At 44.0% G+C, this 25,176-nt stretch carries 22 protein-coding genes; 14 read left to right on the top strand and 8 right to left on the bottom strand.

The genetic code is table 11. The annotated features are described in order from the left end of the window. The 6 genes from E2R31_RS02215 to E2R31_RS02190 all read right to left on the bottom strand — a co-directional run. Positions 1-5,208 (bottom strand): alpha-L-fucosidase (locus tag E2R31_RS02215; protein WP_243701282.1); only part of this gene is annotated, 5,208 nt, incomplete at its 3' end. Between the two features lie 343 nt (positions 5,209-5,551). Next, positions 5,552-6,028, bottom strand: coding sequence for a glutathione peroxidase (locus E2R31_RS02210; protein ID WP_132972623.1), 477 nt, complete (start codon positions 6,026-6,028; stop codon positions 5,552-5,554). Continuing rightward, the gene (locus E2R31_RS02205) at positions 6,025-6,603 is read right to left on the bottom strand and encodes a DUF3278 domain-containing protein (RefSeq protein ID WP_096406050.1); all 579 of its coding nucleotides are present in this window, start codon (positions 6,601-6,603) and stop codon (positions 6,025-6,027) included. The genes E2R31_RS02210 and E2R31_RS02205 overlap by 4 nt, the downstream gene beginning before the upstream one ends. A gap of 12 nt (positions 6,604-6,615) precedes the next feature. Continuing rightward, positions 6,616-6,957, bottom strand: a complete 342-nt coding sequence (locus E2R31_RS02200) for a hypothetical protein (protein WP_000838131.1) — start codon at positions 6,955-6,957, stop codon at positions 6,616-6,618. 10 nt (positions 6,958-6,967) lie between these two features. Next, positions 6,968-7,510 (bottom strand): DUF3278 domain-containing protein, encoded by a 543-nt coding sequence (locus E2R31_RS02195; protein WP_000712420.1) that lies wholly within the window; start codon positions 7,508-7,510, stop codon positions 6,968-6,970. A 15-nt stretch (positions 7,511-7,525) separates the two neighbouring features. Next, on the bottom strand, positions 7,526-7,720 hold the full coding sequence (locus E2R31_RS02190) for a helix-turn-helix transcriptional regulator (RefSeq protein WP_001082470.1): 195 nt from the start codon (positions 7,718-7,720) through the stop codon (positions 7,526-7,528). 162 nt (positions 7,721-7,882) lie between these two features. On the opposite strand from E2R31_RS02190, the gene rsmH reads away from it, so the two are divergent. Genes rsmH through mraY form a run of 4 tightly spaced genes read left to right on the top strand, consistent with a single transcriptional unit; the run spans position 7,883 to position 12,402 of the window. Further along, positions 7,883-8,833 (top strand): 16S rRNA (cytosine(1402)-N(4))-methyltransferase RsmH, encoded by a 951-nt coding sequence (gene rsmH / locus E2R31_RS02185; RefSeq protein ID WP_132972621.1) that lies wholly within the window; start codon positions 7,883-7,885, stop codon positions 8,831-8,833. Between the two features lie 10 nt (positions 8,834-8,843). Next, the gene (ftsL, locus tag E2R31_RS02180; protein WP_049500388.1) at positions 8,844-9,161 is read left to right on the top strand and encodes a cell division protein FtsL; all 318 of its coding nucleotides are present in this window, start codon (positions 8,844-8,846) and stop codon (positions 9,159-9,161) included. Positions 9,162-9,164: 3 nt separating this feature from the next. Further along, a complete protein-coding gene (pbp2x, locus tag E2R31_RS02175; protein ID WP_132972619.1) occupies positions 9,165-11,420 on the top strand; it encodes a penicillin-binding protein PBP2X in 2,256 nt (751 codons plus the stop codon). A gap of 1 nt (position 11,421) precedes the next feature. After that, entirely contained in the window at positions 11,422-12,402 is a 981-nt protein-coding gene (mraY, locus tag E2R31_RS02170; protein WP_044020241.1) for a phospho-N-acetylmuramoyl-pentapeptide-transferase, read from the top strand. Positions 12,403-12,470: 68 nt separating this feature from the next. Here the strand turns inward: mraY and E2R31_RS02165 are convergent, their stop codons facing one another. Then, complete coding sequence (locus E2R31_RS02165) at positions 12,471-17,654, bottom strand: SIALI-17 repeat-containing surface protein (protein ID WP_132972617.1); 5,184 nt, start codon at positions 17,652-17,654, stop codon at positions 12,471-12,473. Between the two features lie 331 nt (positions 17,655-17,985). Here E2R31_RS02165 and E2R31_RS02160 point away from each other — a divergent pair, with 331 nt between their 5' ends. From E2R31_RS02160 to yidD, 10 genes are all read left to right on the top strand, one after another. Continuing rightward, positions 17,986-18,231 carry a YneF family protein gene (locus tag E2R31_RS02160; RefSeq protein WP_000364980.1) on the top strand — a complete coding sequence of 82 codons (246 nt, stop codon included), beginning with the start codon at positions 17,986-17,988 and terminating at the stop codon, positions 18,229-18,231. A gap of 205 nt (positions 18,232-18,436) precedes the next feature. Then, on the top strand, positions 18,437-19,231 hold the full coding sequence (gene racE / locus E2R31_RS02155) for a glutamate racemase (protein ID WP_132972615.1): 795 nt from the start codon (positions 18,437-18,439) through the stop codon (positions 19,229-19,231). Next, positions 19,189-20,199 (top strand): nucleoside-triphosphate diphosphatase, encoded by a 1,011-nt coding sequence (locus E2R31_RS02150; RefSeq protein WP_380437177.1) that lies wholly within the window; start codon positions 19,189-19,191, stop codon positions 20,197-20,199. The genes racE and E2R31_RS02150 overlap by 43 nt, the downstream gene beginning before the upstream one ends. Next, complete coding sequence (locus E2R31_RS02145; RefSeq protein WP_001118939.1) at positions 20,175-20,696, top strand: metallophosphoesterase; 522 nt, start codon at positions 20,175-20,177, stop codon at positions 20,694-20,696. The genes E2R31_RS02150 and E2R31_RS02145 overlap by 25 nt, the downstream gene beginning before the upstream one ends. Next, the gene (gene cbpB, locus E2R31_RS02140) at positions 20,693-21,154 is read left to right on the top strand and encodes a cyclic-di-AMP-binding protein CbpB (protein WP_000560696.1); all 462 of its coding nucleotides are present in this window, start codon (positions 20,693-20,695) and stop codon (positions 21,152-21,154) included. The genes E2R31_RS02145 and cbpB overlap by 4 nt, the downstream gene beginning before the upstream one ends. Continuing rightward, on the top strand, positions 21,151-21,885 hold the full coding sequence (gene xerD, locus E2R31_RS02135) for a site-specific tyrosine recombinase XerD (RefSeq protein WP_277619949.1): 735 nt from the start codon (positions 21,151-21,153) through the stop codon (positions 21,883-21,885). Before cbpB ends, xerD begins: the two co-directional genes overlap by 4 nt. Then, positions 21,885-22,619 carry a segregation/condensation protein A gene (locus tag E2R31_RS02130; protein WP_132972613.1) on the top strand — a complete coding sequence of 245 codons (735 nt, stop codon included), beginning with the start codon at positions 21,885-21,887 and terminating at the stop codon, positions 22,617-22,619. The genes xerD and E2R31_RS02130 overlap by 1 nt, the downstream gene beginning before the upstream one ends. 12 nt (positions 22,620-22,631) lie before the next feature. Further along, positions 22,632-23,201, top strand: a complete 570-nt coding sequence (scpB, locus tag E2R31_RS02125; protein WP_000105287.1) for an SMC-Scp complex subunit ScpB — start codon at positions 22,632-22,634, stop codon at positions 23,199-23,201. Continuing rightward, positions 23,188-23,910, top strand: coding sequence for a pseudouridine synthase (locus E2R31_RS02120; protein WP_001222214.1), 723 nt, complete (start codon positions 23,188-23,190; stop codon positions 23,908-23,910). The genes scpB and E2R31_RS02120 overlap by 14 nt, the downstream gene beginning before the upstream one ends. Next, complete coding sequence (gene yidD, locus E2R31_RS02115; RefSeq protein ID WP_132972611.1) at positions 23,910-24,152, top strand: membrane protein insertion efficiency factor YidD; 243 nt, start codon at positions 23,910-23,912, stop codon at positions 24,150-24,152. The genes E2R31_RS02120 and yidD overlap by 1 nt, the downstream gene beginning before the upstream one ends. A 31-nt stretch (positions 24,153-24,183) precedes the next feature. Here yidD and E2R31_RS02110 read toward each other — a convergent pair whose 3' ends face one another. Next, the gene (locus tag E2R31_RS02110) at positions 24,184-25,155 is read right to left on the bottom strand and encodes a siderophore ABC transporter substrate-binding protein (protein ID WP_132972609.1); all 972 of its coding nucleotides are present in this window, start codon (positions 25,153-25,155) and stop codon (positions 24,184-24,186) included. Positions 25,156-25,176: the final 21 nt, after the last annotated feature.

Raw genomic sequence — 25,176 nt, 5'->3', positions numbered from 1 at the left:
CTCAGGTTCAGCCGGTTTCTCAGGCTCAGCTGGTTTCTCAGGCTCAGCTGGCTTCTCAGGTTGAGCCGGTTTTTCCGGTTGAACTGGAGTTTCCGGTTGCGCCGGTTGTTCAGGTTGCGCCGGTTTTTCCGGTTGAGTAGGTTTTTCCGGTTGAACTGGTTTTTCAGGTTCAGCAGGTTTCTCAGGCTGAGCTGCTTCGAGCTTGTTGATTTGTTCGAGAGCAGTTTCTAGCGCTTTATTGACTGCCTCCTGAGTCTTAGCTTCTTGGATTGCAGCAATGGCTTGGTCAGCAATTTCTAACAATTTCTTCTTAGCTTCCTTGTTGGATCCAAGCTCAGCGACTTTTTTCTCGATAGCTTTTGTCAAGCTGTCCATAGCCTTATCGTACTCAATTTCCGGTTGTTTTGGTTCGGCTGGTTGCTCAGGCTGGTCAGGTTTCTCAGGCTCTTCTGGCTGTTCCGGTTGCTCTGGACTAGGCTCCTCTTGGCCTCTTTGATAGTTCTCATCCTTGGATAGGATATCTTGTAGGGCACTGACTGTCAACATGACTTCTTGAACATCCACTGCATCAGCACTGAGTTGGTTTCTCAATTTTTCTAGATTTGCTTGGAAAGCTTGGCGTGCAGTAGCCGTATTTTTCAAGCCTGCTGGATCAAAATTGGACAGATCATCTTTCCATTTCGAGATAGACTGGATGATATCTGCTTTGCTGTAGAGTTCGCTGCCTTCGCCACGAGTGATAAATTGGTCTACCTGGATACCGATATTTTGAGACAAATCGTTTCGATCAGGATCTAGTTGAAGGGTGACTGCGTGCAAGTTTTCGTCCAGACCTTTTAGGCTAACCAGAGTTTGATTGCCTTGGCGTTGGGCTGCATGACCGCTAAAGTATTTCTTACCATCAATGGTTGAAGCATTTCCCATGCCATCTTGGTAAGGAACTTCTTTGCCGTCTAGAAAGACTTTGTAGATACCATGATTTGGATCGACATAGCCCTTGATATCAAGACCAGTACCGTAGAAGTAAGCTGTTACGGTTGTCTTTTTCTTTTGCTCATCAGTTAAGCGACCAAAGGAAGCCCAAGACTCTGTCTTTTGGTACTTATCTGCGGAATTGGTTTCATGGTGCCAGCCAGGACTGTAATCCAACTGACTAGCTTGGTCATCATAGCTTGTTTGATCCTTGATTAGCAATTCAGCTTTCATCACTTGGATGGTTGCATCGGTAGCAAAACCGAGCAGGGCACCGTCAGTGACAGAAGTGAGTTTGGCTTTGAAGTCAAAGACAGAGTCGGCTTGTTCTGTAAAGTCAATCGTTGGGATGGTCACAGTCTTTTCTGTTTCTCCATCTTCAAAAGTCACATCTTGAGTTGTATCTTGGTAAACTTTACCGTGAACCCCAGTTCCAGGTTCTGTGATAAAGCGAACAGTAGCAGTCCCCTTGCTTCCACCAACACGTTTAATCTTAACAGTGACTGGTTTTCCTTTTTCGACTTCGTAGTTAGTAGACTCGAGTTCAAACATTCCTTTACTATCATTGTTTAGGGTGTAGATTCCTTCTGTAGCAATTGGTTCACCTGTTTTGTTCACGAGGGTAATGGTGTGTTGACCAGGTGCTAAATCGCCTGTTTCAAAGACTTTTTGGCTGCGTTTACGGCTAGCATTCTTAGTTTGCACATCCGCAACTTTTTGGCCATCAACGTAGACAGACATTTCTCCATGACCTGGGTCGACTGTAGAGACGACATAGGCCTTGGTTCCTGTGAAGGTATAGCTTACTTTGGCATCTTTTTTGTTGGTCCACATAGAAGTGCCACGAACACCTTCAGATTCATGGTACCAAGTTGTACCGGCTGTATCCGCTGTTGTGTTTGAGTGGTATTCAAGTCCAAGAGGATAGCCGTCTGTCTTTTCGATACTACTTGGCGTTTTGTAGACAGAGAAGTTGTTCAAGATTGGTGTAGCTTGTGCTCCTGTGATGGTCACACGAATTCTTTGTGCCTCCACAGGTTTACCTTGAATCAAGCGACGGTAACCAACAGTTGAACCTTCCCCGTATGTCACCCAGCGTCCGTTGATTTCAACTTCAATCTTGAAACCAGAGATACGTTGACCTTTGGCGATGTCTTCCTTGAGTTCAACGACATCAAAACGTCTCTTTTGTCCTAAATCGACTGTAAAGCTACCGGTTGTGGCATCATTTGAGAGCGCCCAGCTGGTGTCATCTTTACCGTCTGTGAGGTGGCTTTCTTTGTAAAGGTGGTTTTGACGAGTCGAACTTGCTGTTACAGTGGCACCTTTGGCAAAGTCAGTGGCATACATTTGGTCTAGGGTTGCTTTGAACTCCTTCAAGCGAGCCACATCTGCATCTGCGAATTTTCCTTCTTTATTTGGTGGAATATTGAGAAGGAGTGGGGTTCCACGACCAACAGACTTGAAGTAGATGTCCATCAACTCTTTGAGTGATTTCGGCTGTTGATTGTCATGGTAGAACCAACCCGAACGGATCGAAACGTCAGCTTCCCCTACAGAGTACATATCACCGTCAGGGTCACCGTGGTTGAGGTATTCGTTTTTCACATCGTCTGTAATATTGGCCTTTTTGACTTTATGCCAGACAGGGTCACCTGCGATACCACGTTCATTGCCAATCCAGCGAACGCTTGTCGGTTGAGCAGAGAAGATGGCGATATCTCCTTCAGCTTCTTTGATGTATTTGAACCATTCATCAAAGGTATAGGTTACTTTTTGAGCACCGCTACCACGCGCACCGTCCATCCAAACTTCGATGAATTTGCCTTTATTTCCGTATTTTGGATTTCCAAGGATTTCTTTTAGTTGGTTGAGATAGTATTGATTGTATTCTTTTTCGGTTGCAACATGGTATTTTGGATGATTGGCATCCCATGGTGACAAGTAAACACCCATATTCATGTCGTACTTGCTAGCAGACTTGGAAACTTCTTCGAGAAGGTCACCCTTTCCATCTTTCCATGGGCTAGCAGCTACGGTATGGTTGGTGTACTTAGATGGATAAGCAACGAAACCGTCGTGATGCTTAACAACCATAATGGTTCGTTTGAAGCCCGTTTCCTTCAGGGTGCGAATCCATTGGTCTGTATCCAAGTTGGTTGGATTGAAGTATCGAGGGTCTTCTTTTCCATTTCCCCATTCAGAATTGGTATAGGTGTTCATTCCGTAGTGGATGAAGGCTGCCAATTCTTCCTTGTGGTAATCGAGTTGAGCCTTGCTTGGAAGAGGTCCATGATTGCCAATCTCGGTTTCCTTATCTTCAGGATGAGCAACTGGAGGAGTCGGAGTCGTTGGATTAGCTGTATCAGCGACCGGCTCGTATTCAAAGACGACTTCATTCACACCTTTTTGCTGGATCCTTGCTTCCAAGCTAGCCTTAACTGGACGGTAGCCAGTAATGTCTTTTGCATGGAAGGTGTTGACAAAGGAAACGTCGTACTCTTGACCGTCATTGTTATCAACTGTCGCCTCAGCTAGTTCAGTACTTGTTCCTTTTTGACGGTAGTAAACTTTAAAAGAGCCTTTGTTGACTTTATAGACCACCTTGATGACACGTGTACCGGCAGGCGCTTTGCTGACAACATTGTGATCTTCAGCCCATGTATCTTTTAGCTGTTTATTGACTGCTACGCCATCAATGGATACAATTTCGTACTTGTCTTTATTTTTTTGATAGAAGTCCGTTTTCTCGATTTCTTTTTTGAAATTGTAATCAAATGGAGCATCAACAGCTGTCTGTTCGATAAAGGTATCATTATCTTTGACAGGATTTCCTCCCTCGTCTTCGTGTTGGATAAGGACACGACCGTATTCAACTCCCTTGGTCAAGGTAGCAATCCCATCTTGGTTGAAGGAATATTCGTTGCTTCCGATAACAGCTGTTTCGTTCCGAAGCATACGCCCTTCATCAGTAAAGTAGTAACGATTTCCGTTGTCTCCCTGGTACCAGCCTTTCACACCATATTTGGCAATCATGTCCTTCACCCATTTCAGTTGTTCAGGTGAAAGGACGAGTCCGCCACCAAAGCGATCCTTTTCAGGAACACCATTGTCAACGGTTCCGTGTTGGTGAACACCGAGAACTTTTCCTTGGCTATCCACAATCCCACCACCAGACAAACCAGATACAGAAGTGGTTTGGTAGGTGATACCGGTCGTTCCCTTATCATCATAGGACTCAACAGATCGGATAGTTCCATCTGCCTTGTAAAGCTGACCAGCTAGGATAGGCTGTTTCAATTCTTTTGAGCTCGAGTCAGTTGGGTAGCCAATCGTACTGATAGCTTCTCCCGGCTGATGCGTCTTGTGCTCCGCTAAAGGCGCAAAGGTTGCTGCTTTGTTTGGACTAGCAATCGGAAGAGGAATAGGAGCTTCTACAAGAGCAAGGTCGTTCTTATAGCCTTTTCCAAACTCCTTCTTGTTCCAGAAATGGATGTCCTTTTCTCTGAATAAAACCGTCGTTCCAGAAGATGGCAGTGAGTTTTTCTTTTCGCTGTTTGAACCAACGTTATAGTAGAACTGGGCAGATTTTCCACCACGAATGTGACCTTCGCCAGTTTCTTTATTGGCTTCTAGGAAGTTATGAGCAACGGTAAGAATCAGGTTAGGGGCTACAAAGATACCAGATCCTGAAACGAGGTAGCGTTGCTCCCCTGCATTGTATGTGCTGTAAACCATAGTGGCAGCAGTAGCAGGTTGTCCCTCGTAGTCGATGTGTTTGAGGTCTTGTCCACCGTTAATAATAGCACGGTTTCCGTTTTCAGCTTCTTTTGGAGCTTCTTCCTTGTCCTTTATAATGCTCTTAGTTTCTACTCTTGGACTAGCTTTCTGGTCAACGATAGTAGTCGTATCGAGTTCTTTGACAGGTGTGTCTGGATAAGCACGATCCTGAATTTCTTCAGGGAGCAAATCGGCACTGCTGGTATCGGCAGCAGGCGTTTCTTGTTTTTCAGCTTCTACACGGCCTTCTTCTTTGACTGGTTCAGCCTTAGTCTCTTCTATACCTGCGACTTGTTCAATTTGCTGATCTAAATTGGATGTCGTGATAGGAGACGTTTCGTCTGCACGCACGGTTCCAGAAGCAAAAAATGCCAGTCCCACGATGACAGAGGCCACACCTACAGTCAACTTTCGAATGCTAAATGTTTGCCCTTTTTCAAAAAGGTATCGATTCATAATATACTCCTAGTTTTTAGAAAGGCAGTCAGCTACTGCCCGAGCCCAAGTCTGACTTGGTTACAACTTGATTTAAGGAAAACAACTCTCTGATAATTTGTAAGCCACCTTACCTCCTGTTTATAAAGCGCTTTCATTTTAAGATAAAAAAATTTAAAAGGTCATTTCTCCCTTAAAATGACTGAAAACTTTTAATATAACAAATATACTAAATTAATGAAAGAATTGCAATAGCAAAAAGCAAAAAAATAAATATAAATTAAAGAAAATCAGTTACTTTTTAAAGAAAAAACGCATCCTTTCAGGGCTCAAACTAAATGAAAGGATACGTTTTAAAAAGAAATTAAAGTATTTTTTGGAGAGAATCTTGGATGGTTTGGGGGTCTGTTTTGGAAGAGAAGCTCTCAAGGACTTGCCCATCTCGACCAATGAGAAACTTAGCAAAATTCCATTCGATTCGTTTTCCTAGCGGGCCAGATTTCTGGTCTTTTAGCCAAACATAAAGAGGATCTGCCTCCTTGCCGTTGACCTTGATCTTTGCAAAGCGAGGGAAAGTGGTCTGATAGTGTAGGCTGCAGAAGCTATTGATTTCCTCTGCGCTGCCGGGTGCTTGTCCCATAAACTGATTGCAAGGAAAATCCAAGATTTCAAAACCCTGATCGTGATAGCGGTCATAGAGGTCTTGAAGTCCCTGGTACTGGGGCGTTAAACCACATCCAGTAGCAGTGTTGACAATCAAGAGAACCTTGCCACGATAGCTCTCCAGGGGAGTTGCTTGGTTGTTTTGGTTCAAAACGTAAAAATCATATATACTGGTCATTTTTCTATATTCTCCTTATGCATTCCTGATTCAGAGTGTTTCATCTCGTGTTCCGATAAAAAGGCATAGGTCATGGTTCCAAAGATGGCACCAATTCCCAAACCTAAGACTAGTAAAGGGAGCGTTTTATCGAACTGGGAGAGATTGTCCCAAAATGTGTCGAGAGGAAGATGCTGAACAAAGAGTTTGTGAAAGGCTGATAAGACAAACAAGCCAATTGGAATACTGATGAATACACCCCAACTACGAAGGTTGATCTGGCTTTTGCTATAGCTTTTGTGATGGATTTCGGACGGGTCATCCTTGTCTAAATGTAAGTTGCGAACTGCTAGTCTCGCCCTAGATGCGAGGACGAAGATAAGTCCAAAATAGAGGTAGGGCATGGCATCTCGAACCAACTCTATGAAGCGTCCAAATAGGAGATAGAACAGGAAGAGTAGGAGAGAGGAGTAAACGATTTGGATCAAGGCACGGGCACCTGCCTTGTAGATTATCTCTTGGCGGCATTCATCAAAGGGGCCTTGTATGTGAAAGAATAATTTGAGTAAGCGAGTGGTGAAATCTTCTTTTTTCATGGGAGTAACCTCCTAAATGAGCGATTTTTGATTGACTTCTTTAAAGAGTTGATAGAGAGTATAGAAGTAAACCAAACTAAAAATGATACAGATTATTAGAAATACCAGGTATCTCCAATCCATAGGATTTGTTAAAAGTTGTGGAAAGGATACGAGGATAAAACAGAGAGATGCGTTTAGAAGACGTATTTTTTTTGATTGGATTTTCTGGAATCTCTGTCCCTTGTTCAATACAGGAAGAAATAAAAGAAAGATAATCAAGAAAGGATGCTCAATATGTCCAGAAAGTAGGAAAAAGGTAACAAAGATACTGATAAAAACATGACTGATCAGTAGTCTAGCTAGTGATTTCATAAGGCACCCCCTAGTCGTCTTCTTGGTCTTTCTTGGCTTTTTGAATGCGAAGAGAGACGATAATTTGTATGGTCACTCCGAAGAAGAAGGTAGCTAGGATAGTTGATACAAAATGCCCTGTATTTAAAAGAGAACCAAGATAATCCTTGCTATCATCGGTTAGGACATTCAGAAGCGGTATTCCAAAGAACATGCCCATGCCATAGATCAGACCGGCTTTTAGACCAGGAAAATATAGCTGTTTGCTTTCTTTCTGACTCAACATTTCGGGATCAATAGCTGTGATGCCCGTTTTCTTGGTTTGAGAGACCACATAGAGGGCAGCCATCATCGAAATGCCAAACACCACGAGAGGATAGCCGATAGCGACAATTTGTGGGTATTTATAAGCAAGGACAAAGGGGATGAGGTTGCCAAATATCATGAGATAAAAGAGAACGATAAAGACCTGATTCCCGATACGATCGGCCTCGCGCCGTTTGTGTTCGTCAAGGGGGCCAGAAATGCCGTATGTACGTTTGATAAGTTTTTCAGTGAGAGTTTCTTTTTTCATTTGTTTGCTCCTTTTTTAAAAATCGTCTTCCCAAAAGAGGCTGTTGAGGTCAGTTTGGAGGCTGCGGGCGAGGTTGAGACAGAGTTCCAAGGTTGGATTGTACTTGTCGTTTTCAATCATGTTGATGGTCTGTCTCGAGACACCGATATCTTTGGCGAGCTCGAGCTGGGAAATGCCCAGTTCCTTGCGGAATTCTTTCACACGATTCATAGGGTCTCCTTTCTGATATGTCGTATATATTTGACTATATTATATTCTTTTGGGGATGAGATGTCAAGTATATATGACATATTTTTGAGATTTTTTTTCGAAGAAACTTAGCCTTGTCTGACAAGTGCAAGCTGGTCAGATTTGTGGTAAAATAGATAAGATATGACAAAAGAATTTCATCATGTAACGGTCTTGCTTCATGAAACGATTGATATGCTTGACGTAAAACCTGACGGTATCTACGTTGATGCGACTTTGGGCGGAGCAGGCCATAGCGAATATTTATTAAGTAAATTGAGCGAAAAAGGGCATCTCTATGCCTTTGACCAGGACCAGAATGCCATTGACAATGCGCAAAAACGGTTGGCACCCTATATCGAAAAGGGGATGGTAACCTTTATCAAGGATAACTTCCGTCATTTGCAGGCACGTTTGCAGGAGGCTGGTGTCCAGGAAATTGATGGAATTTGTTATGACTTGGGAGTGTCCAGTCCTCAGCTGGATCAGCGTGAACGTGGTTTTTCTTATAAAAAGGATGCGCCACTGGATATGCGGATGAATCAGGAAGCTAGTCTGACGGCCTATGAGGTGGTCAATCATTATGACTATCATGACCTGGTTCGGATCTTTTTCAAGTATGGTGAGGATAAATTTTCTAAACAGATTGCCCGTAAGATTGAGCAAGCGCGTGAGGTGAAACCAATTGAGACAACGACGGAGTTGGCAGAGATTATCAAGTCGGCCAAGCCTGCCAAGGAGCTCAAGAAAAAGGGGCACCCTGCCAAGCAGATTTTCCAGGCTATCCGAATCGAAGTCAATGATGAGCTGGGCGCTGCAGATGAATCCATCCAGCAGGCCATGAACATGCTGGCTCTGGATGGGAGAATCTCGGTTATTACCTTCCATTCTCTGGAAGATCGCTTGACCAAGCAATTATTCAAGGAAGCTTCAACAGTGGAAGTTCCCAAAGGCTTGCCCTTCATTCCAGATGACCTTAAGCCCAAGATGGAATTGGTATCCCGCAAGCCAATCTTGCCAAGTGCTGAAGAGCTAGAAGCCAACAATCGTTCGCATTCAGCCAAGTTGCGCGTGGCTAGAAAAATTCACAAGTAAGAGGAAAAACATGGCAGAAAGAATCGAAAAAACAAGCCAGTTATTGCAAACGAAGTTTAAAGGTTTTTCACGTGTGGAAAAGGCCTTCTATGTTTCGATTGCTGCAACAATGATTATCCTGGCAGTTAGCGTTGTGTTTATGCAGACCAAGCTATTACAAGTTCAGAATGAATTGACCAAGGTCAATGCTCAAATCGAAGAAAAGAAAACAGAGCTAGACGATGCCAAGCAAGAGGTCAATGAATTGATTCGTTCAGAACGTTTGAAAGAAATTGCAAACTCTAAGGATTTGCAGCTGAATAACGAAAATATCCGAGCAGCGGAGTAAGAAATGAAACAGTGGAAAGAAAAAATCATCCGTTATGCCGTTCGTAACCGTAAATCTCCAGAAGAAAACCGTCGAAGAGTAGGGAAAAGCCTGAGTTTATTGGCTGTCATACTCTTCGCTGTCTTTTTGGTTAACTTTGCGGTCATTATCGGAACGGGTAAAAAATTTGGTAAGGACTTGGTTCAAGAAGCAAACAAGGTCCATCAAACAACCAAGACGATTCCTGCAAAACGGGGAACCATTTACGATCGTAATGGAACGCCTATTGCTGAGGATGCGACATCTTATAATATCTACGCCGTTATTGACAAGACCTATAAGTCAGCAACAGGCAAAATTCTCTATGTAGAGGATTCTCAATTTAATAAGGTAGCTGAGATTTTCCATAAATACCTAGATATGGAAGAGTCTTATGTCAAGGAACAGCTTTCTCAGCCAGATCTAAAACAGGTATCCTTTGGTACCAAGGGAAATGGGATCACCTATGCCAATATGATGGCCATTAAAAATGACCTCAAAACTGCTGGTGTTGAGGGAGTTGACTTTACAACTAGCCCTAACCGCAGTTATCCCAATGGACAGTTTGCTTCTTCCTTTATCGGTTTAGCGCAACTCCATGAAAATGAGGATGGCACCAAACGTTTGATTGGGACATCTGGATTGGAGAGTTCTTTAAATAACATTCTGGCGGGTACAGATGGGATCATCACCTATGAGAAGGATCGTCTGGGAAATATTGTTCCGGGTACAGATCAAGCTTCTCAACAAACGGTAGATGGAAAGGATGTGTACACAACCCTTTCTAGTCCCTTGCAATCCTTTATGGAAACTCAGATGGATGCCTTTCTAGAAAAAGTAAAAGGTAAGTATATGACCGCGACCTTGGTCAGTGCAAAGACCGGTGAAATTCTCGCTACCACCCAACGACCTACCTTTAATGCAGATACTAAAGAAGGAATCACTGAGGACTTTGTTTGGCGTGACATTCTTTATCAAAGTAACTATGAACCAGGATCAGCCATGAAGGTGATGACGTTAGCTTCTTCTATTGATAATAATACCTTCCCAAGTGGAGAATACTTCAATAGCAGTGAATTAAAAATAGCGGATGCGACGATTCGAGATTGGGATGTTAATGATGGTTTGACTACTGGTGGGATGATGACTTTCTCACAAGGTTTCGCTCACTCCAGTAATGTTGGAATGAGTCTACTTGAACAAAAAATGGGAGATGCTACTTGGTTGGATTATCTAAACCGCTTTAAGTTTGGAGTGCCGACGCGTTTTGGTCTGACTGATGAGTACACAGGTCAATTGCCTGCAGATAATATTGTCAATATTGCCATGAGTGCATTTGGTCAGGGGATTTCTGTAACGCAGACCCAGATGCTACGTGCTTTTACAGCCATTGCTAACGATGGGGTTATGTTGGAGCCGAAATTTATCAGTGCCCTCTATGATCCAAATGACCAGTCTGTTCGTAAGTCTCAAAAGGAAATTGTCGGAAATCCTGTGTCAAAAGCAGCAGCGTCCTCTACTCGGGAGCACATGATCATGGTCGGAACAGATCCTGTCTATGGTACCATGTACAACCACAGTACAGGAAAACCAAATGTCAATGTTCCGGGGCAAAATGTTGCCCTGAAATCAGGGACTGCTCAGATTGCCGATGAGAAGAATGGGGGTTACCTAACGGGTGAAACCAACTATATCTTCTCTGTTGTGTCGATGCATCCTGCAGAAAATCCTGACTTTATCCTCTATGTGACGGTGCAACAGCCAGAGCATTATTCGGGTGTTCAGCTGGGAGAGTTTGCTAATCCAATCCTTGAGCGAGCTTCTGCTATGAAAGAATCCCTCAATCTTCAGTCAACTGCCAAGAGCTTAGATCAGGTCAGCAAGACGACAAGTTATGCCATGCCAGCTACCAAGGACTTTACTCCGGGTGACCTAGCAGAGGAATTACGCCGTAACCTTGTCCAACCAATCGTTATCGGAACAGGAACCAAGATCAAGGAACTCTCGGTTTCTGAAGGAGATAATTTGGAAGCCAATCAGCAGATCTTGATCCTGTCTGATAAGGTCGAAGAAATGCCTGATATGTACGGCTGGACAGATGAAAATGTGCAAACATTTGCCAAATGGCTGAATATAGAAGTCGAGTGGGAAGGTAGTGGCAAAACGGTCAAGAAACAAAGTGTCCGTGCCAATACAGCCCTCAAAGACATTAAAAAAATGAAAATAACTTTAGGAGATTAAGATGATTAGTTCCATTAGTGCTGGAGTTCTAGCCTTTCTATTGACCTTGATAGGTATTCCAGCCTTTATCCGATTTTATCGAAAAGCACAGATTACAGGTCAGCAGATGCACGAGGATGTCAAACAACACCAAGCAAAAGCTGGAACTCCAACCATGGGAGGTCTTGTCTTCCTGATCGTTGCAGTTGTTGTGAGCTTCCTTGTCGCTCTCTTTACCCAACAATTGACCAACAATGTAGGCATGATTTTGTTTATCTTGGTTTTGTATGGTTTGGTAGGTTTTTTGGATGATTTCCTCAAGGTCTTTCGTAAGATTAACGAAGGCTTAAATCCCAAGCAAAAGCTTGCTCTCCAGCTCCTTGGAGGAGTGATTTTCTACCTCTTTTATGAGCGTGGTGGCGACATGCTTTCAGTCTTTGGCTACCAAGTACATCTAGGCATTTTCTATATTTTCTTTGCCCTTTTCTGGCTAGTTGGCTTTTCAAATGCGGTGAATCTGACTGACGGGATCGACGGCTTAGCAAGTATTTCCGTGGTGATTAGCTTGTCGGCCTACGGTGTGATTGCTTATATGCAAAATCAACTGGATATCCTTCTTGTGATTCTTGCCATGATTGGTGGTTTGCTAGGTTTCTTCGTCTTTAACCATAAGCCTGCCAAGGTTTTCATGGGAGATGTGGGAAGTTTGGCTCTAGGTGGGATGCTGGCAGCAATCTCTATGGCCCTCCATCAAGAATGGACCCTTTTGCTGATTGGGATTATCTATGTCTTTGAGACAAGCTCTGTTATGATGCAGGTTACCTACTTCAAACTTAGTGGTGGAAAGCGTATTTTCCGTATGACACCTGTCCACCACCATTTTGAGCTTGGAGGATTCTCAGGCAAGGGCAATCCTTGGAGCGAGTGGAAGGTTGACTTCTTCTTTTGGGGAGTTGGGCTTCTAGCAAGTCTCTTGACCTTAGTCTTTTTATACCTACTGTAAAATAATTTCTGATTACAAAATAAAACAGGATGAAGGTGATCTTCATCCTGTTTTTGTGTGCTTAAAGGTTAGTTGGAGTTATCCTTTCTTCCTTTTAACATAAAAGTGGCTGTGAGGGCTAGGCTGAGGCCTGCTAAGAAGAGGAGTGGGTTGGACGCTTCTCCTGTTGCTGGAAGTTGTTCTTTAGGAGAATGATTTCCAGTTTTCGCAAGGCTAGAACTAGCTGAAAGTTGTTCAGCCTCGTGTGCCAAGGTTTCTTCATCTGAAGCACTTGGTTTTTCCTCAGTGTTAGAGCTTGTTCCAGTAGCTTGATAGACGACAGCATAGGTACTGAAATGATTAGTGATGAATTCTACCTTTCCGTCTCGAACGGTGAAATCAAGGGATTGCAACTCCTTGGTCGGAGTAATATAGTAGACCTTTTCTACGTTAGCTGAAATAGGCAAGCGAACCAAGACAGAGCCTTTTGGCTGTACGCTATGATCTGTTGGATTTTTAAGTTGTAGGTCGTAAGCATCATAGGTCTTGCCAAAGAGTTCTTGAGCTAGGACACGTCGGCTAGAGATATGAGAAATTCCTTCTAAGTCAGTGACTCCACCAATGATTTCCACTCCAGTTTCCTTATCTTTTAAGACTCGAACTGGATAGTCAGGAAGGCTAAGGCTTGGAGCAGCCTGATCCCCACTAGTTCCGATAGGATCAGTGTACTCAGGTTTTTCAACAGTAGGAGCTTCCTCTTGTCCTGCCGTTCCGATAGGCTCGGTGTACTCAGGTTTTTCAACAGTAGGCGCATCTTCTTGCCCTGCTGTTCCGATAGGTTCGGTGTATTCAGGAATTTCAACTGTTGGAGCTTCTTGTTCTCCTGCCGTTCCGATAGGTTCGGTGTATTCAGGAATTTCAACTGTTGGAGCTTCTTGTTCTCCCGCAGTTCCGATAGAATCAGTGTATTCAGGTATTGTCACTGTAGGAGGTTCCTCTTGCCCTGCCGTTCCGATAGGATCGGTGTATTCCGGAATTTCAACAGTAGGAGCTGGTTCGTCCCCCTTTCTTGTAGTTGGCTGACTCTCGTCAACCTTTTTCTCATCCTTTTTAGTAAAGACGGCTACGATAGGGCTGCTTGTGGTATTTCCTTGAATGGTATAAGCTTCAATGGCATTTCCAGCTTTGCGATCGGTTTCTTCAGGGATTGGGATTTGAACTTGATTGTCTTGGATTGATAGGATAGTCTGATCTCCACTTGTAACTAGATGTGTTTCATCCACCTTACGCAAAACTAGAGGATTTTTGACACCTGGGAAGGTCACTGCGATGGCTTCCCAATCTCCAGCTGGTAGGCTTAAGGAAATGGTTTTGTCATTTTCCTTAAGAGGCGCAATGCTCGGGCTATCTATACCAACAGCAGGAGCTTTGATGATATCAAAGGAGTCTAGAGAGATTTTCTTGCGACCTTCTGGCGAATCTGGGTCAACTTGTAGTGTCAGGGTGTGCGGACCGTCAGTAAGGTTTGTAAATTCACCAATAAAAGCTCTCTTTTCAGTTGCACCTGAAGTGTAGAAGTCTAGACTTGGCATTTCTTTGCCATCTAGTGTAACACGTGCTCGTCCAAGAGCGAGGCTCTTTAAGCCAAAGATACGAATACCCGTCCCTGTAAAGGAAATAGTTGCCTGAGCTTCTGAAGCTGCACTAGAGTCGCTGTTGTTAATATCAGCGTATTTTTCCGTACCTCCGTAGAGTTCAGGGTCAGACCAGTCCTTAAACTGGGCACCATACTGGATGCGCGAATCGCGATCATCTATTTTTTCAATCGTATTGCCTGTTCCTGCTAGGATCTTGAAGTAGTCTAATGAAATTTTCGAGCGCTCACTACCACGTCCTTTGTGCTCACGTTTAACACTAAGAGTCAATGTGTGAGGTCCGTCAGATAGTCCTGCGAAGCGACCAATGAGACTACCTTTTTCAGTTGCTCCAGCAGTATGGAAGTCAAGCTCCCCGACTTCTTTGCCATCAATTTTAGCAGTGGCAAGACCTAGTTCAGACGATTTCAGTCCATAGATTTCGATACCAACGCCAGTGAAAGGAATGGTAGCAGTGAGATCTTCGTCTGTGTAGTCTCCTTTTGAAAGGTCAGCAAATTTCTCTGTTCCTCCAAATAATTCTGAGTCTGCCCAGTTTCCAAAGGCAGCTCCGTACTGGATGCGGCTATCTCGGTCGTCCATCAACTCGCTATAGGTTTCGACAGTGGCCTGTTCAGAAACTTGTGTGGCAAGCTCGCCCAGCATAGCCTTGACAGTATAGGTATAGGAGAGTTGAGGATTGAGTGATCGGTCAATAAAGTGGGTTTGATTGGTTACAAATTCTTTGGTCGCAGAGGTTTGGCCAGTTTCGTCTTTCACTTGTCTTTGGATGACATAGTGGGTAGCGCCTTCTACTTGGTTAAAGGTGAGTTCGGCAGTGACTTCATTTTGTCGAACGGCTGTCAGACTGGTTACACGGCCAGGGAAATGTTCAAAGGTAATGACATCACCTTTTTGTGTTGCTAGTTGGATGCGGCCATCTTTGAGGGTAGTTGCCTTGACTGCTTTGCCATTGACCTTAACTTGACTGGCTTCGATATTTGGATAGTCTACAACTAGATCTCCACCGACATTTGACAGGAAGGACAAGCTTTGAAGGTTTTTATCTTTCCACTTCATGCTGACTTCAAAGTTACCACGGGCAATCAAGCCAGAAACCTGACCGTCTTTCCAAGCATCTGGAAGGGCTGGCAATGGAGCAATATAACCAGTATGAGATTGGAGGAGCATTTCTGCCATCCCACTGGTTGCCCCAAAGTTTCCATCGATTTGGAAAGGCGCGTGGGTATCCCAAAGGTTTTCTAGGGTTGAATACTTGAGCTGTTCAGCGAGCAAGCGATGGGCACGGTTACCGTCCAGCAGACGAGCCCAGAGGTTGATTTTATTGGCCTTAGACCAACCAGTACCACCATCTCCACGGTGATTGAGGGTTGCACGCGCAGCTTCTAGGTATTCAGCCTGATCCTTGCTAAAGAGCGTACCTGGGAAGAGACCAACTAGATGGGAAACGTGACGGTGGTGATTTTCAATCCCTTCATTTGTGAATTGCGGACTGTCCTCCTCGTACCATTCCTTAATGCGTCCCTCTTTGTTGATGTGAAGTGGTTTCAGTTTGTCAAATTTAGCCTTGACCTCTGTGACTAAGTCTTGGTCGACATTCAGATGGTTGGCGACTTCCATGTAGTCGTGGAATAGCTGCCAGACTAGCGATTGGTCAAAGGTATTTCCGATGGTAATGGTCCCGTGTTCTGGTGAGTAGGATGGAGAAGACACCCAACGGTCGCTGGCCTTGTCATAGTGCAAGAAGGAGTTCCAGAACTTAGCGGTTTCCTTGAGCATTGGATAAATCTTTTCTTTGAGATAAGTCTCATCCTTGGTAAATTTATAATAGTCATAGACATTCTGCATCATCCAAGCGTTAGCAGCCGGAGACCAACCCCAATAGTAATTCCAGCCTGGAGTAGTCCAGCCAAATGGTGTCGCCTGAGTGTGGACCAGCCAACCATTTTCTTGTCCGTCTTTGGATTCGATACCTGCGTATTCCTTGGCAGCGATACGGCCATAATAGCGCATGTCATCAATGTAATTGATCATTGGCTTGGTAGTTTCAGCAAGGTTGCTCATGTAAGCTGGCCAATAGTTCATTTGCAAATTGACATTGAGGTGGTAGTCAGCGTTCCAAGGTGGATTGTCTACAGCGTTCCAGACTCCTTGGAGGTTGGCAGGAAGAGCATCTGTCCGATCACGAGACGAACTGATGAGTAGATATCGGCCAAATTGGAAGAAGAGTTCTTCCAATTTTTGCCCTTTTTCTGGGTTATAGCCTTGAAGGGCCTCTTTTGTCGTTTGAGTAGTCTTGGTTCCGCCTAGATTTAGTTTAACGCGGTTAAAGAGACTTTGATAGTCCTTGATATGGGCCTTTTTAAGTGTCTCGTAGTCTTTGGCCTTAGCTACTTCGACAATCCCTTTAACTGTTTTTTCGAGGTCAATGTCTTTTCGATAGTTGTTTTTTGGATTCTGAGCAAAGTTGGTCTTGGCACTGAGATAGAGGGTCGCATAACTTGCGCCTGTAACGGTCAGAGTTTCGTCCTGAACAGTCACCTTTCCGTCCGTTTTAATTCCTAGATAGGATGCAAATTGGAGGCCGTTATCTTTGACAGTTCCCTTTAGAAGGATTCCGTTTGCATCTGTAGTGACATGACCATTCTTATAGTTGGAATATTCCCAAGAGTAGTTGCCATTAGCAAGCAAGTCTTCTGTCAAGCTGTTCCAAAGGGTAAAGTCAAGTGTCTTGTTTCCTTTTTTGGTCAAGTGGGTTACAGTGACATCATCAGGATAACTGGAGAAGGTTTCGCGTTTGAAGGTCGTCCCATCTTGGGTGTAAGAAGTGGTCGTAGTGGCTTCGGTGATGTCTAGATTACGATGATAATCAGTTACAGTATCTAGTCCTTTCTTCTGGTTATTAAAGACCATGAAGATATCTCCAAAGGCTAGGTAACGTCCATACTGGGCGTTGTTTGGTCCAACTAGATTTTGTTCAGCTAGCTGTTTGGCTTTTTGGCGGTCACCAGCTTCGAGGGCTTTACGTATCTCTGCTAAGACCTTGTAGCGATCCTTGTAGTTTCCTCCGTTATAGTCGGTGCTATCAGGTTGTGGTCCTCCTGACCAGAGGGTCTTTTCGTTGTACTGGATTCTCTCTTCGCCAATGAGTCCGAAAACCTTGGCTCCCATCTCTCCATTTCCGACAGGAAGGGCTTGTTTTTCCCATCCATCATAGGAGGGAGCTGTTGGTTGATCGTAGTTGAGTTGATAGTTTTCTTGCTTTGTCACAGGCTGATCTGCTTTTTCAGGTTCCTTATTTTCTTTAGCTTCTACAATGGCTTCTTCACTAGCTTGACTATTTGTCGTCTTAGTCTCCTCAGCTGACTTGCTTTTGGAAACTACTGGACTCTCGGCTAGAGATGGTTTTGTAGTTTCAGTAGCTTCAGCAGCTTTGGGTTCACTATCAGGCTTAGTGATAGCTTCGACAGAGGTTGGTTCAGTTTGCTTGACCTCAACACTGTCTGCGGCTACAGTATGGTTGACTAGAAAAACAGCCCCCAGTAAAACAGAAGCAGTCCCAACCGTCAGCTTGCGGATGCTATAGCGACAGGATTTGTCCCAAAAGTGTTTTTTCATAAAACCCTCCTTTGTTTATCCGAAACCGCTTACATTTCATGAAGCAGTTTTGTTTAATTTGTTTCTATTTATCTCCTCACCTCTCATTCTAATGGTCGATTAGCATTTGTCAATAGCTTTTTGGTGAAAAACATATTTGATATTGCTTTTTCTTAAAAAAGTAGAAGAAAGAGAGGAAAGGGTGGAATTATTCGTAATTTCATAGTTCATCTGATTGTAAGACTAGCTTAGAATTAGCTTAACCCCTTCCCTGAAAGCGTAAAACAAACTAGTCAGGAAAGTCACTTTGTGGTATAATATAGAAGACTCAAAAAGAAACAGGAGAAGAAGAATGGATTTACTTTTAGCAATTATCTTGATTGTGCTAGCTTTTCTAGGAGGAGCTCTTGGAGGTATGTACTTGGTTCGTAAGCAAATCGAAAAAGAATTTGCTGACAACCCACGTTTGAACGCTGAGGCAGTTCGTGCTCTCTTGAGTGCAAATGGTCAAAAACCAAGCGAAGCCAAGGTACAACAAGTTTACCACCAAATCATCCGCCAACAAAAAGCAGCTCTTGCTAACAATAAAAAGAAATAAATAGGAAAAGTCTGGGATGAAAGTTCCAGACTTCTCACTATGTTCAATAGTTTTCAAGGATAAGACTTTTTCCTTGCATTCTATTGATATTTGATTATGATTAAGAGAGAGGCAGTTGCAATTCTATCAAGCTGTCTATCCGTTCATTTAGGACAAGGAATCATAATGAACTATCAATCAGAAAATAGACTAGAAAGAAGACTATATGGATAATAGACCAATTGGTTTTTTGGATTCGGGTGTCGGGGGCTTGACCGTTGTTCGTGAGCTCATGCGCCAGCTTCCCCATGAAGAAATCGTTTATATTGGAGATTCGGCACGGGCGCCCTATGGTCCCCGTCCTGCTGAGCAAATTCGTGAATATACTTGGCAGTTGGTCAACTTTCTCTTGACCAAGGATGTCAAAATGATTGTCATTGCTTGTAATACTGCGACTGCGGTCGTCTGGGAAGAAATCAAGGCGAAACTAAACATTCCAGTCCTAGGTGTGATTTTGCCAGGAGCTTCGGCAGCTATCAAGTCCAGTCAAGGCGGGAAAATCGGAGTGATTGGAACTCCCATGACGGTAAAATCAGACATCTACCGTCAGAAAATCCATGATTTGGATCCAGACTTACAGGTGGAAAGTTTGGCCTGTCCCAAGTTTGCCCCCTTGGTCGAATCTGGTGCCTTATCAACCAGTGTAACCAAGAAAGTGGTTTATGAAACCCTGCGTCCCTTGGTCGGCAAGGTGGATAGCCTGATTTTGGGTTGTACCCATTACCCGCTCCTTCGCCCTATCATCCAAAATGTCATGGGACCAAAGGTTCAGCTCATTGATAGTGGGGCAGAGTGCGTACGAGATATCTCGGTTTTGCTTAACTATTTTGAAATCAATCGTAGCCGAGATGCGGGACCTCTTCAACATCGTTTTTACACAACAGCCAATAGCCAAAGTTTTGCCCAAATTGGGGAAGAATGGCTGGAAAAAGAGATTCATGTGGAGCATGTAACTTTATGACAAACAAAATTTATGAATACAAGGATGACCAGGACTGGTATGTCGGTGTCTGGGATGTCTATGGAGGCATCTATAGCCTTATCAAAGATCCGCTTAATCTTGATTTTATGGATTTGGCGCGGATTTTTCGTGATGAGGAAAATGGCTTTCCAATTACGATAACGGTGATGCGCTGGTCTTCTAACTACCGTCTGCTCTCCTTTATCGTTGAGATTTTAAATGCCGAAGCAGGCCGCAATCTAGAAGTCATCCAACGTCAGGGGGCTCTGCTCTTGGTTGAAAATGGGCAACTCCTGCATGTAGAATTGCCTAAAGAAGGTGTTGATGTAGAAGCCTTTTTTGAAACTAGCAAGGTTAGAGAAACCTTGTTGATTGCGACCCGAAACGAAGGTAAGACCAAGGAATTCCGAGCTATCTTTGACAAGTTAGGCTACGATGTGGAAAATCTCAATGACTACCCTGACCTACCTGAAGTAGCTGAAACAGGTATGACCTTTGAAGAAAATGCTCGCCTGAAAGCAGAAACCATTTCCCAATTAACAGGCAAGATGGTGCTAGCAGATGACTCAGGTCTCAAAGTCGATGTCCTCGGCGGTTTGCCAGGAGTCTGGTCAGCCCGTTTCGCAGGTGTGGGAGCTACTGACCGAGAAAACAATGCCAAACTCTTGCACGAATTGGCCATGGTCTTTGATCTCAAGGACCGTTCGGCTCAGTTCCATACGACCCTAGTTGTAGCTAGTCCAAACAAGGAAAGCTTGGTGGTTGAAGCTGACTGGCCAGGTTATATCAATTTTGAACCCAAGGGTGAAAATGGTTTTGGCTATGATCCCCTTTTCCTTGTGGGAGAGACAGGCAAGTCAGCAGCTGAATTAACCCTTGAAGAAAAAAATAGTCAATCTCACCGTGCCTTAGCCGTTAAGAAACTTTTGGAGGTATTTCCATCATGGCAAAGCAAACCATCATTGTAATGAGTGACTCCCATGGCGATAGCTTGATTGTCGAAGAAATTCGTGACCGCTATCTGGGGAAAGTCGATGCCATTTTTCACGATGGTGACTCTGAACTCCGTCCCGATTCTCCTCTTTGGGAAGGCATCCATGTCGTCAAAGGAAATATGGACTTTTATGCTGGCTACCCAGAACGTTTGGTGACTCAACTTGGTCCTACAAAGATCATCCAGACCCATGGACATTTGTTTGATATCAATTTCAACTTTCAAAAGTTAGACTACTGGGCTCAGGAAGAAGATGCCGATATCTGTCTCTATGGTCACTTGCATGTGCCAAATGCTTGGATGGAAGGCAAAACACTCTTTTTAAATCCAGGCTCCATCAGCCAGCCGCGAGGAACCATCAGAGAATGCCTCTATGCCCGTGTAGAGATTGATGACAGCTATTTCAAAGTAGACTTTTTGACACGTGATCATGAGGTTTATCCAGGCTTGTCCAAGGAGTTTGCTCGATGATTGCCAAGGAATTTGAAGCATTTTTACTGGAGCAGGAAGAAACTTTTCTTACCCCTGCTGAGAATCTAGCAGCTTTGATTGATACCCATAACGCTGATCATGCAATTTTGGTGCTGAGTCAAATTACCTACACCCGTATCCCTGTTGTGACCTTTGACAAACGCTTTGTTGGAACCATTGGTCTGAGAGATATTTTGGCTTATCAAATGGAGCAAGGTTTGACGGATGAACAGATGGCAACGACAGACATCGTCAATATGACCAAGACGGATGTGGCAGTTGTCGCTCCAGACTATAACATCACAGAGGTCCTCCATAAACTGGTGGATGAACCCTTCTTGCCAGTGGTAGATGATGAAGGGATTTTTCAAGGAATCATCACGCGCAAGTCCATCCTCAAGGCCGTCAATGCTCTCTTACATGACTTTAGTAAGGAATATGAGATTCGATGCAAATGAGAGATAGCATTTCAGCCTTTTTAGAGGAAAAACAGGGCTTGTCTACCAATTCCAAGCAGTCCTATAAGTATGATCTGGAGCAATTTTTAGACATTGTGGGTGAGCGGATTTCTGAGACCAGTCTTAAGATTTACCAAGCCCAGCTAGCCAATCTAAAAATCAGCGCCCAGAAGCGAAAACTTTCGGCCTGTAACCAATTTCTCTACTTTCTCTATCGAAACGGAGAAGTGGACAGCTTTTACCGTCTGGAATTAGCCAAACAAGCTGAAAAGAAGACTGAAAAGCCAGAGATTCTAAATTTAGACTCTTTTTGGCAGGAAAGTAATTATCCAGAAGGACGCTTGCTGGCGCTTCTTATCTTGGAAATAGGGCTCTTGCCAAGTGAGATTTTAGCCCTTAAGGTTGCAGATATCAATCTGGATTTTCAAGTGTTGAGAATCAGCAAGGCTTCCCAACAGAGGATTGTCACCATACCCACGACCTTGACTCCAGAATTGGAACCCTTGATGGGGCAGACCTATCTCTTTGAAAGGAGTGGGAAAACCTATTCTCGTCAGTGGGCCTTTCGTCAGCTGGAGTCCTTTGTCAAGGAGAAAGGTTTTCCAGCCTTATCAGCCCAAGCCTTGCGGGAACAGTTCATTCTAAGACAGATAGAAAACAAGGTCGATTTGTACGAAATTGCAAAAAAACTAGGATTAAAAACAGTCCTGACCTTAGAAAAATATAGATAATGGATATTAAATTAAAAGATTTTGAAGGGCCGCTGGACTTGCTTTTGCACCTGGTTTCTAAGTACCAGATGGATATCTACGATGTGCCTATCACAGAAGTCATCGAACAGTATCTAGCCTATGTCTCAACCTTGCAGGCAATGCGTCTGGAAGTGACGGGCGAGTATATGGTTATGGCCAGTCAGCTCATGCTGATCAAGAGCCGCAAGCTCTTGCCAAAGGTAGCAGAAGTGACAGACTTGGAAGATGACCTGGAGCAGGACCTTCTCTCCCAAATCGAAGAATACCGCAAGTTCAAACTCCTGGGCGAGCACTTGGAGGCTAAGCACCAAGATCGGGCTCAGTACTATTCCAAAGCGCCGACAGAGTTGATTTACGAAGATGCAGAGCTTGTACATGATAAGACGACCATTGACCTCTTTTTGGCTTTTTCAAATATCCTAGCCAAGAAAAAAGAGGAGTTCGCTCAGAACCATACGACCATTTTGCGGGATGAGTATAAGATTGAGGACATGATGGTTATCGTAAAAGAGTCCTTGTCTGGACGAGACCAGTTGCGTTTGCAGGATTTGTTCAAGGAAGCCCAGAATGTCCAAGAGGTCATTACCCTCTTTTTGGCGACCTTAGAGTTAATCAAAACCCAGGAACTGATCCTCGTGCAAGAGGAGAGTTTCGGAGATATCTATCTCATGGAAAAGAAGGAAAAAAGTCAAGCGGAGCAAGGTTTGACTTGATAGCGAGGAAAGATGAGTACTTTAGCAGAAATAGAAGCGCTCTTGTTTGTAGCAGGTGAAGATGGGATTCGAGTCCGCCAGTTGGCTGAACTCCTCTCGCTTCCACCGACAGGCATCCAACAGAGTTTAGAAAAATTAGCCCAGAAGTATGAAAAAGACCAAGAGTCGAGTTTGTCCCTGATTGAGACAGGAGGTGCTTACAGATTGGTGACCAAGCCTCAATTTGCAGCGATTTTGAAGGAATACTCCAAGGCGCCCATCAATCAGAGTTTGTCTCGGGCCGCTCTTGAGACCTTGTCCATCATTGCCTACAAGCAGCCTATCACGCGGATAGAGATTGATGCCATCCGTGGGGTTAACTCGAGTGGAGCCTTGGCAAAGTTGCAGGCTTTTGACTTGATAAAGGAAGACGGGAAAAAAGAAGTGTTGGGTCGCCCCAACCTCTATGTGACTACGGATTATTTCCTAGATTACATGGGGATCAATCATTTGGAAGAACTGCCAGTGATTGATGAGCTTGAGATTCAAGCGCAAGAAAGCCAATTATTTGGTGAAAGGATAGAAGAAGATGAGAATCAATAAATATATTGCCCACGCAGGTGTGGCCAGTAGGAGAAAAGCAGAAGAGCTGATCAAACAAGGCTTGGTGACGGTCAATGGCCAAGTGGTGCGTGAACTAGCAACGACCATCAAGGCAGGTGACAAGGTTGAAGTAGAAGGCCAACCTATCTACAACGAAGAAAAGGTCTACTATCTGCTTAATAAACCACGTGGAGTGATTTCCAGTGTGACAGATGACAAGGGCCGCAAGACTGTTGTCGACCTCTTGCCCAATGTCAAAGAGCGAATCTACCCAGTAGGTCGTTTGGACTGGGATACGTCAGGGGTTTTGATTTTGACCAATGATGGTGACTTTACGGATGAGATGATTCACCCCCGTAATGAGATTGACAAGGTCTATGTCGCGCGTGTTAAAGGTGTGGCCAACAAAGAAAATCTCCGTCCCTTAACTCGTGGTCTTGAGATTGATGGCAAGAAAACCAAGCCAGCTGTCTATGAAATTCTCAAAGTAGATCCAGTTAAAAATCGCTCTGTAGTGCAGTTGACTATCCATGAAGGGCGTAACCACCAGGTTAAAAAGATGTTTGAAGCTGTTGGTCTTCAAGTAGATAAGTTGTCTCGGACACGTTTTGGACACTTAGACTTGACAGGTCTTCGTCCAGGAGAATCCCGTCGCCTTAATAAAAAAGAAATCAGCCAACTACACACCATGGCTGTAACCAAGAAATAATGAAACGAATCTTAATAGCGCCAGTACGCTTTTACCAACGTTTTATCTCCCCAGCCTTTCCACCTTCTTGTCGCTTTGAGCCGACTTGTTCCAACTACATGATTCAGGCTATTGAAAAACATGGCTTCAAGGGTGTTTTGATGGGCTTGGCTCGAATTTTCCGATGCCATCCCTGGTCGAAAATAGGCAAGGATCCTGTGCCAGACCACTTTTCCCTCAAACGAAATCAAGAAAAAAAATAACCCAACATCACCTGATGTTGGGTTTTCTTGCTTATTTCAAAGCTTTTTGAGCGTCTTCGATCATGAGTTTAGTTGATTCAAGTCCGCCTCCGCTTAGGTACCAGAGGTCTGGTGTTAGTTGGATGATTTTACCATTTTTAGCGGCAGGAGTTTCAGCGATGAGGGCATTTTCTAGGACGCCGTCGTTGCTTGAGTTGTCCCCACCGATGGCAAGGGTACGGTTGATGACAAAGAGGATGTCGGGATTGATTTCTTTCACACTTTCAAAGCTGACTTCCTGTCCGTGGCGAGAGTCTTCAAATTGAGTATCAGTTGGCTTGAATTTCAAGGTTTGGTACAAGAAAGAGAAACGAGATTGGGCACCAAAGGCAGCCATTTTTCCTTCGTTTAGAAGGATGGCAAGGGCTTTTTTATCAGAACTTTCGTTTTTAGTTGCGACTTCTTGGATGCTCTTATCCAGGTTAGCCAATTCTTCCTTGGCTTTCTGTGTACCAGTTTCACCGAAGGCACTTGCTAGGGATTCGATGTTGGCCTTGGTAGAAGTCCAGTAGTCGTCCTTGCTTGCTTGGAAGAGCACGGTTGGGGCGATTTCTTTGAACTTGTCTACGAATTTTTGGGTACGTGGAGAAGCAATGATCAAATCTGGTTCAAGAGCGGCAATGGCTTCTAGATCTGGCTCGACCATAGAACCAACATTTTTAACTTTTTCAGCTAGGCTTTTGAGATAGGTTGGAACAGTTTTTGTAGGCATTCCGACGATATTCTTTTCAAATCCTAAAGCGCGAATAGTATCCGCAGCACCGAGGTCAAAGGTCACAATCTTTTCAGGAACCTTTGAAAGTTTGACCTCATCTAGTGAACTTTTAATGGTTATCTCTGTTGGAGCAGAGCTACTTGTCTCTGTCTGGCTAGTGCTTGAGTTTGTATTTGTACTACATGCACCAAGTAAGAGCAAGAAGCCGGCCACTAGGGCAGTGAGATAAAGTTTAAGGGATGTTTTCATGATTTCTCCTTTTTAAAATGT

The organism is Streptococcus downii, from assembly GCF_004353325.1.
In the GTDB taxonomy this organism is placed as follows: domain Bacteria; phylum Bacillota; class Bacilli; order Lactobacillales; family Streptococcaceae; genus Streptococcus; species Streptococcus downii.
Note: the sequence above shows the minus strand (reverse complement) of the source record. Positions and strands in the feature narration are given on the sequence as shown.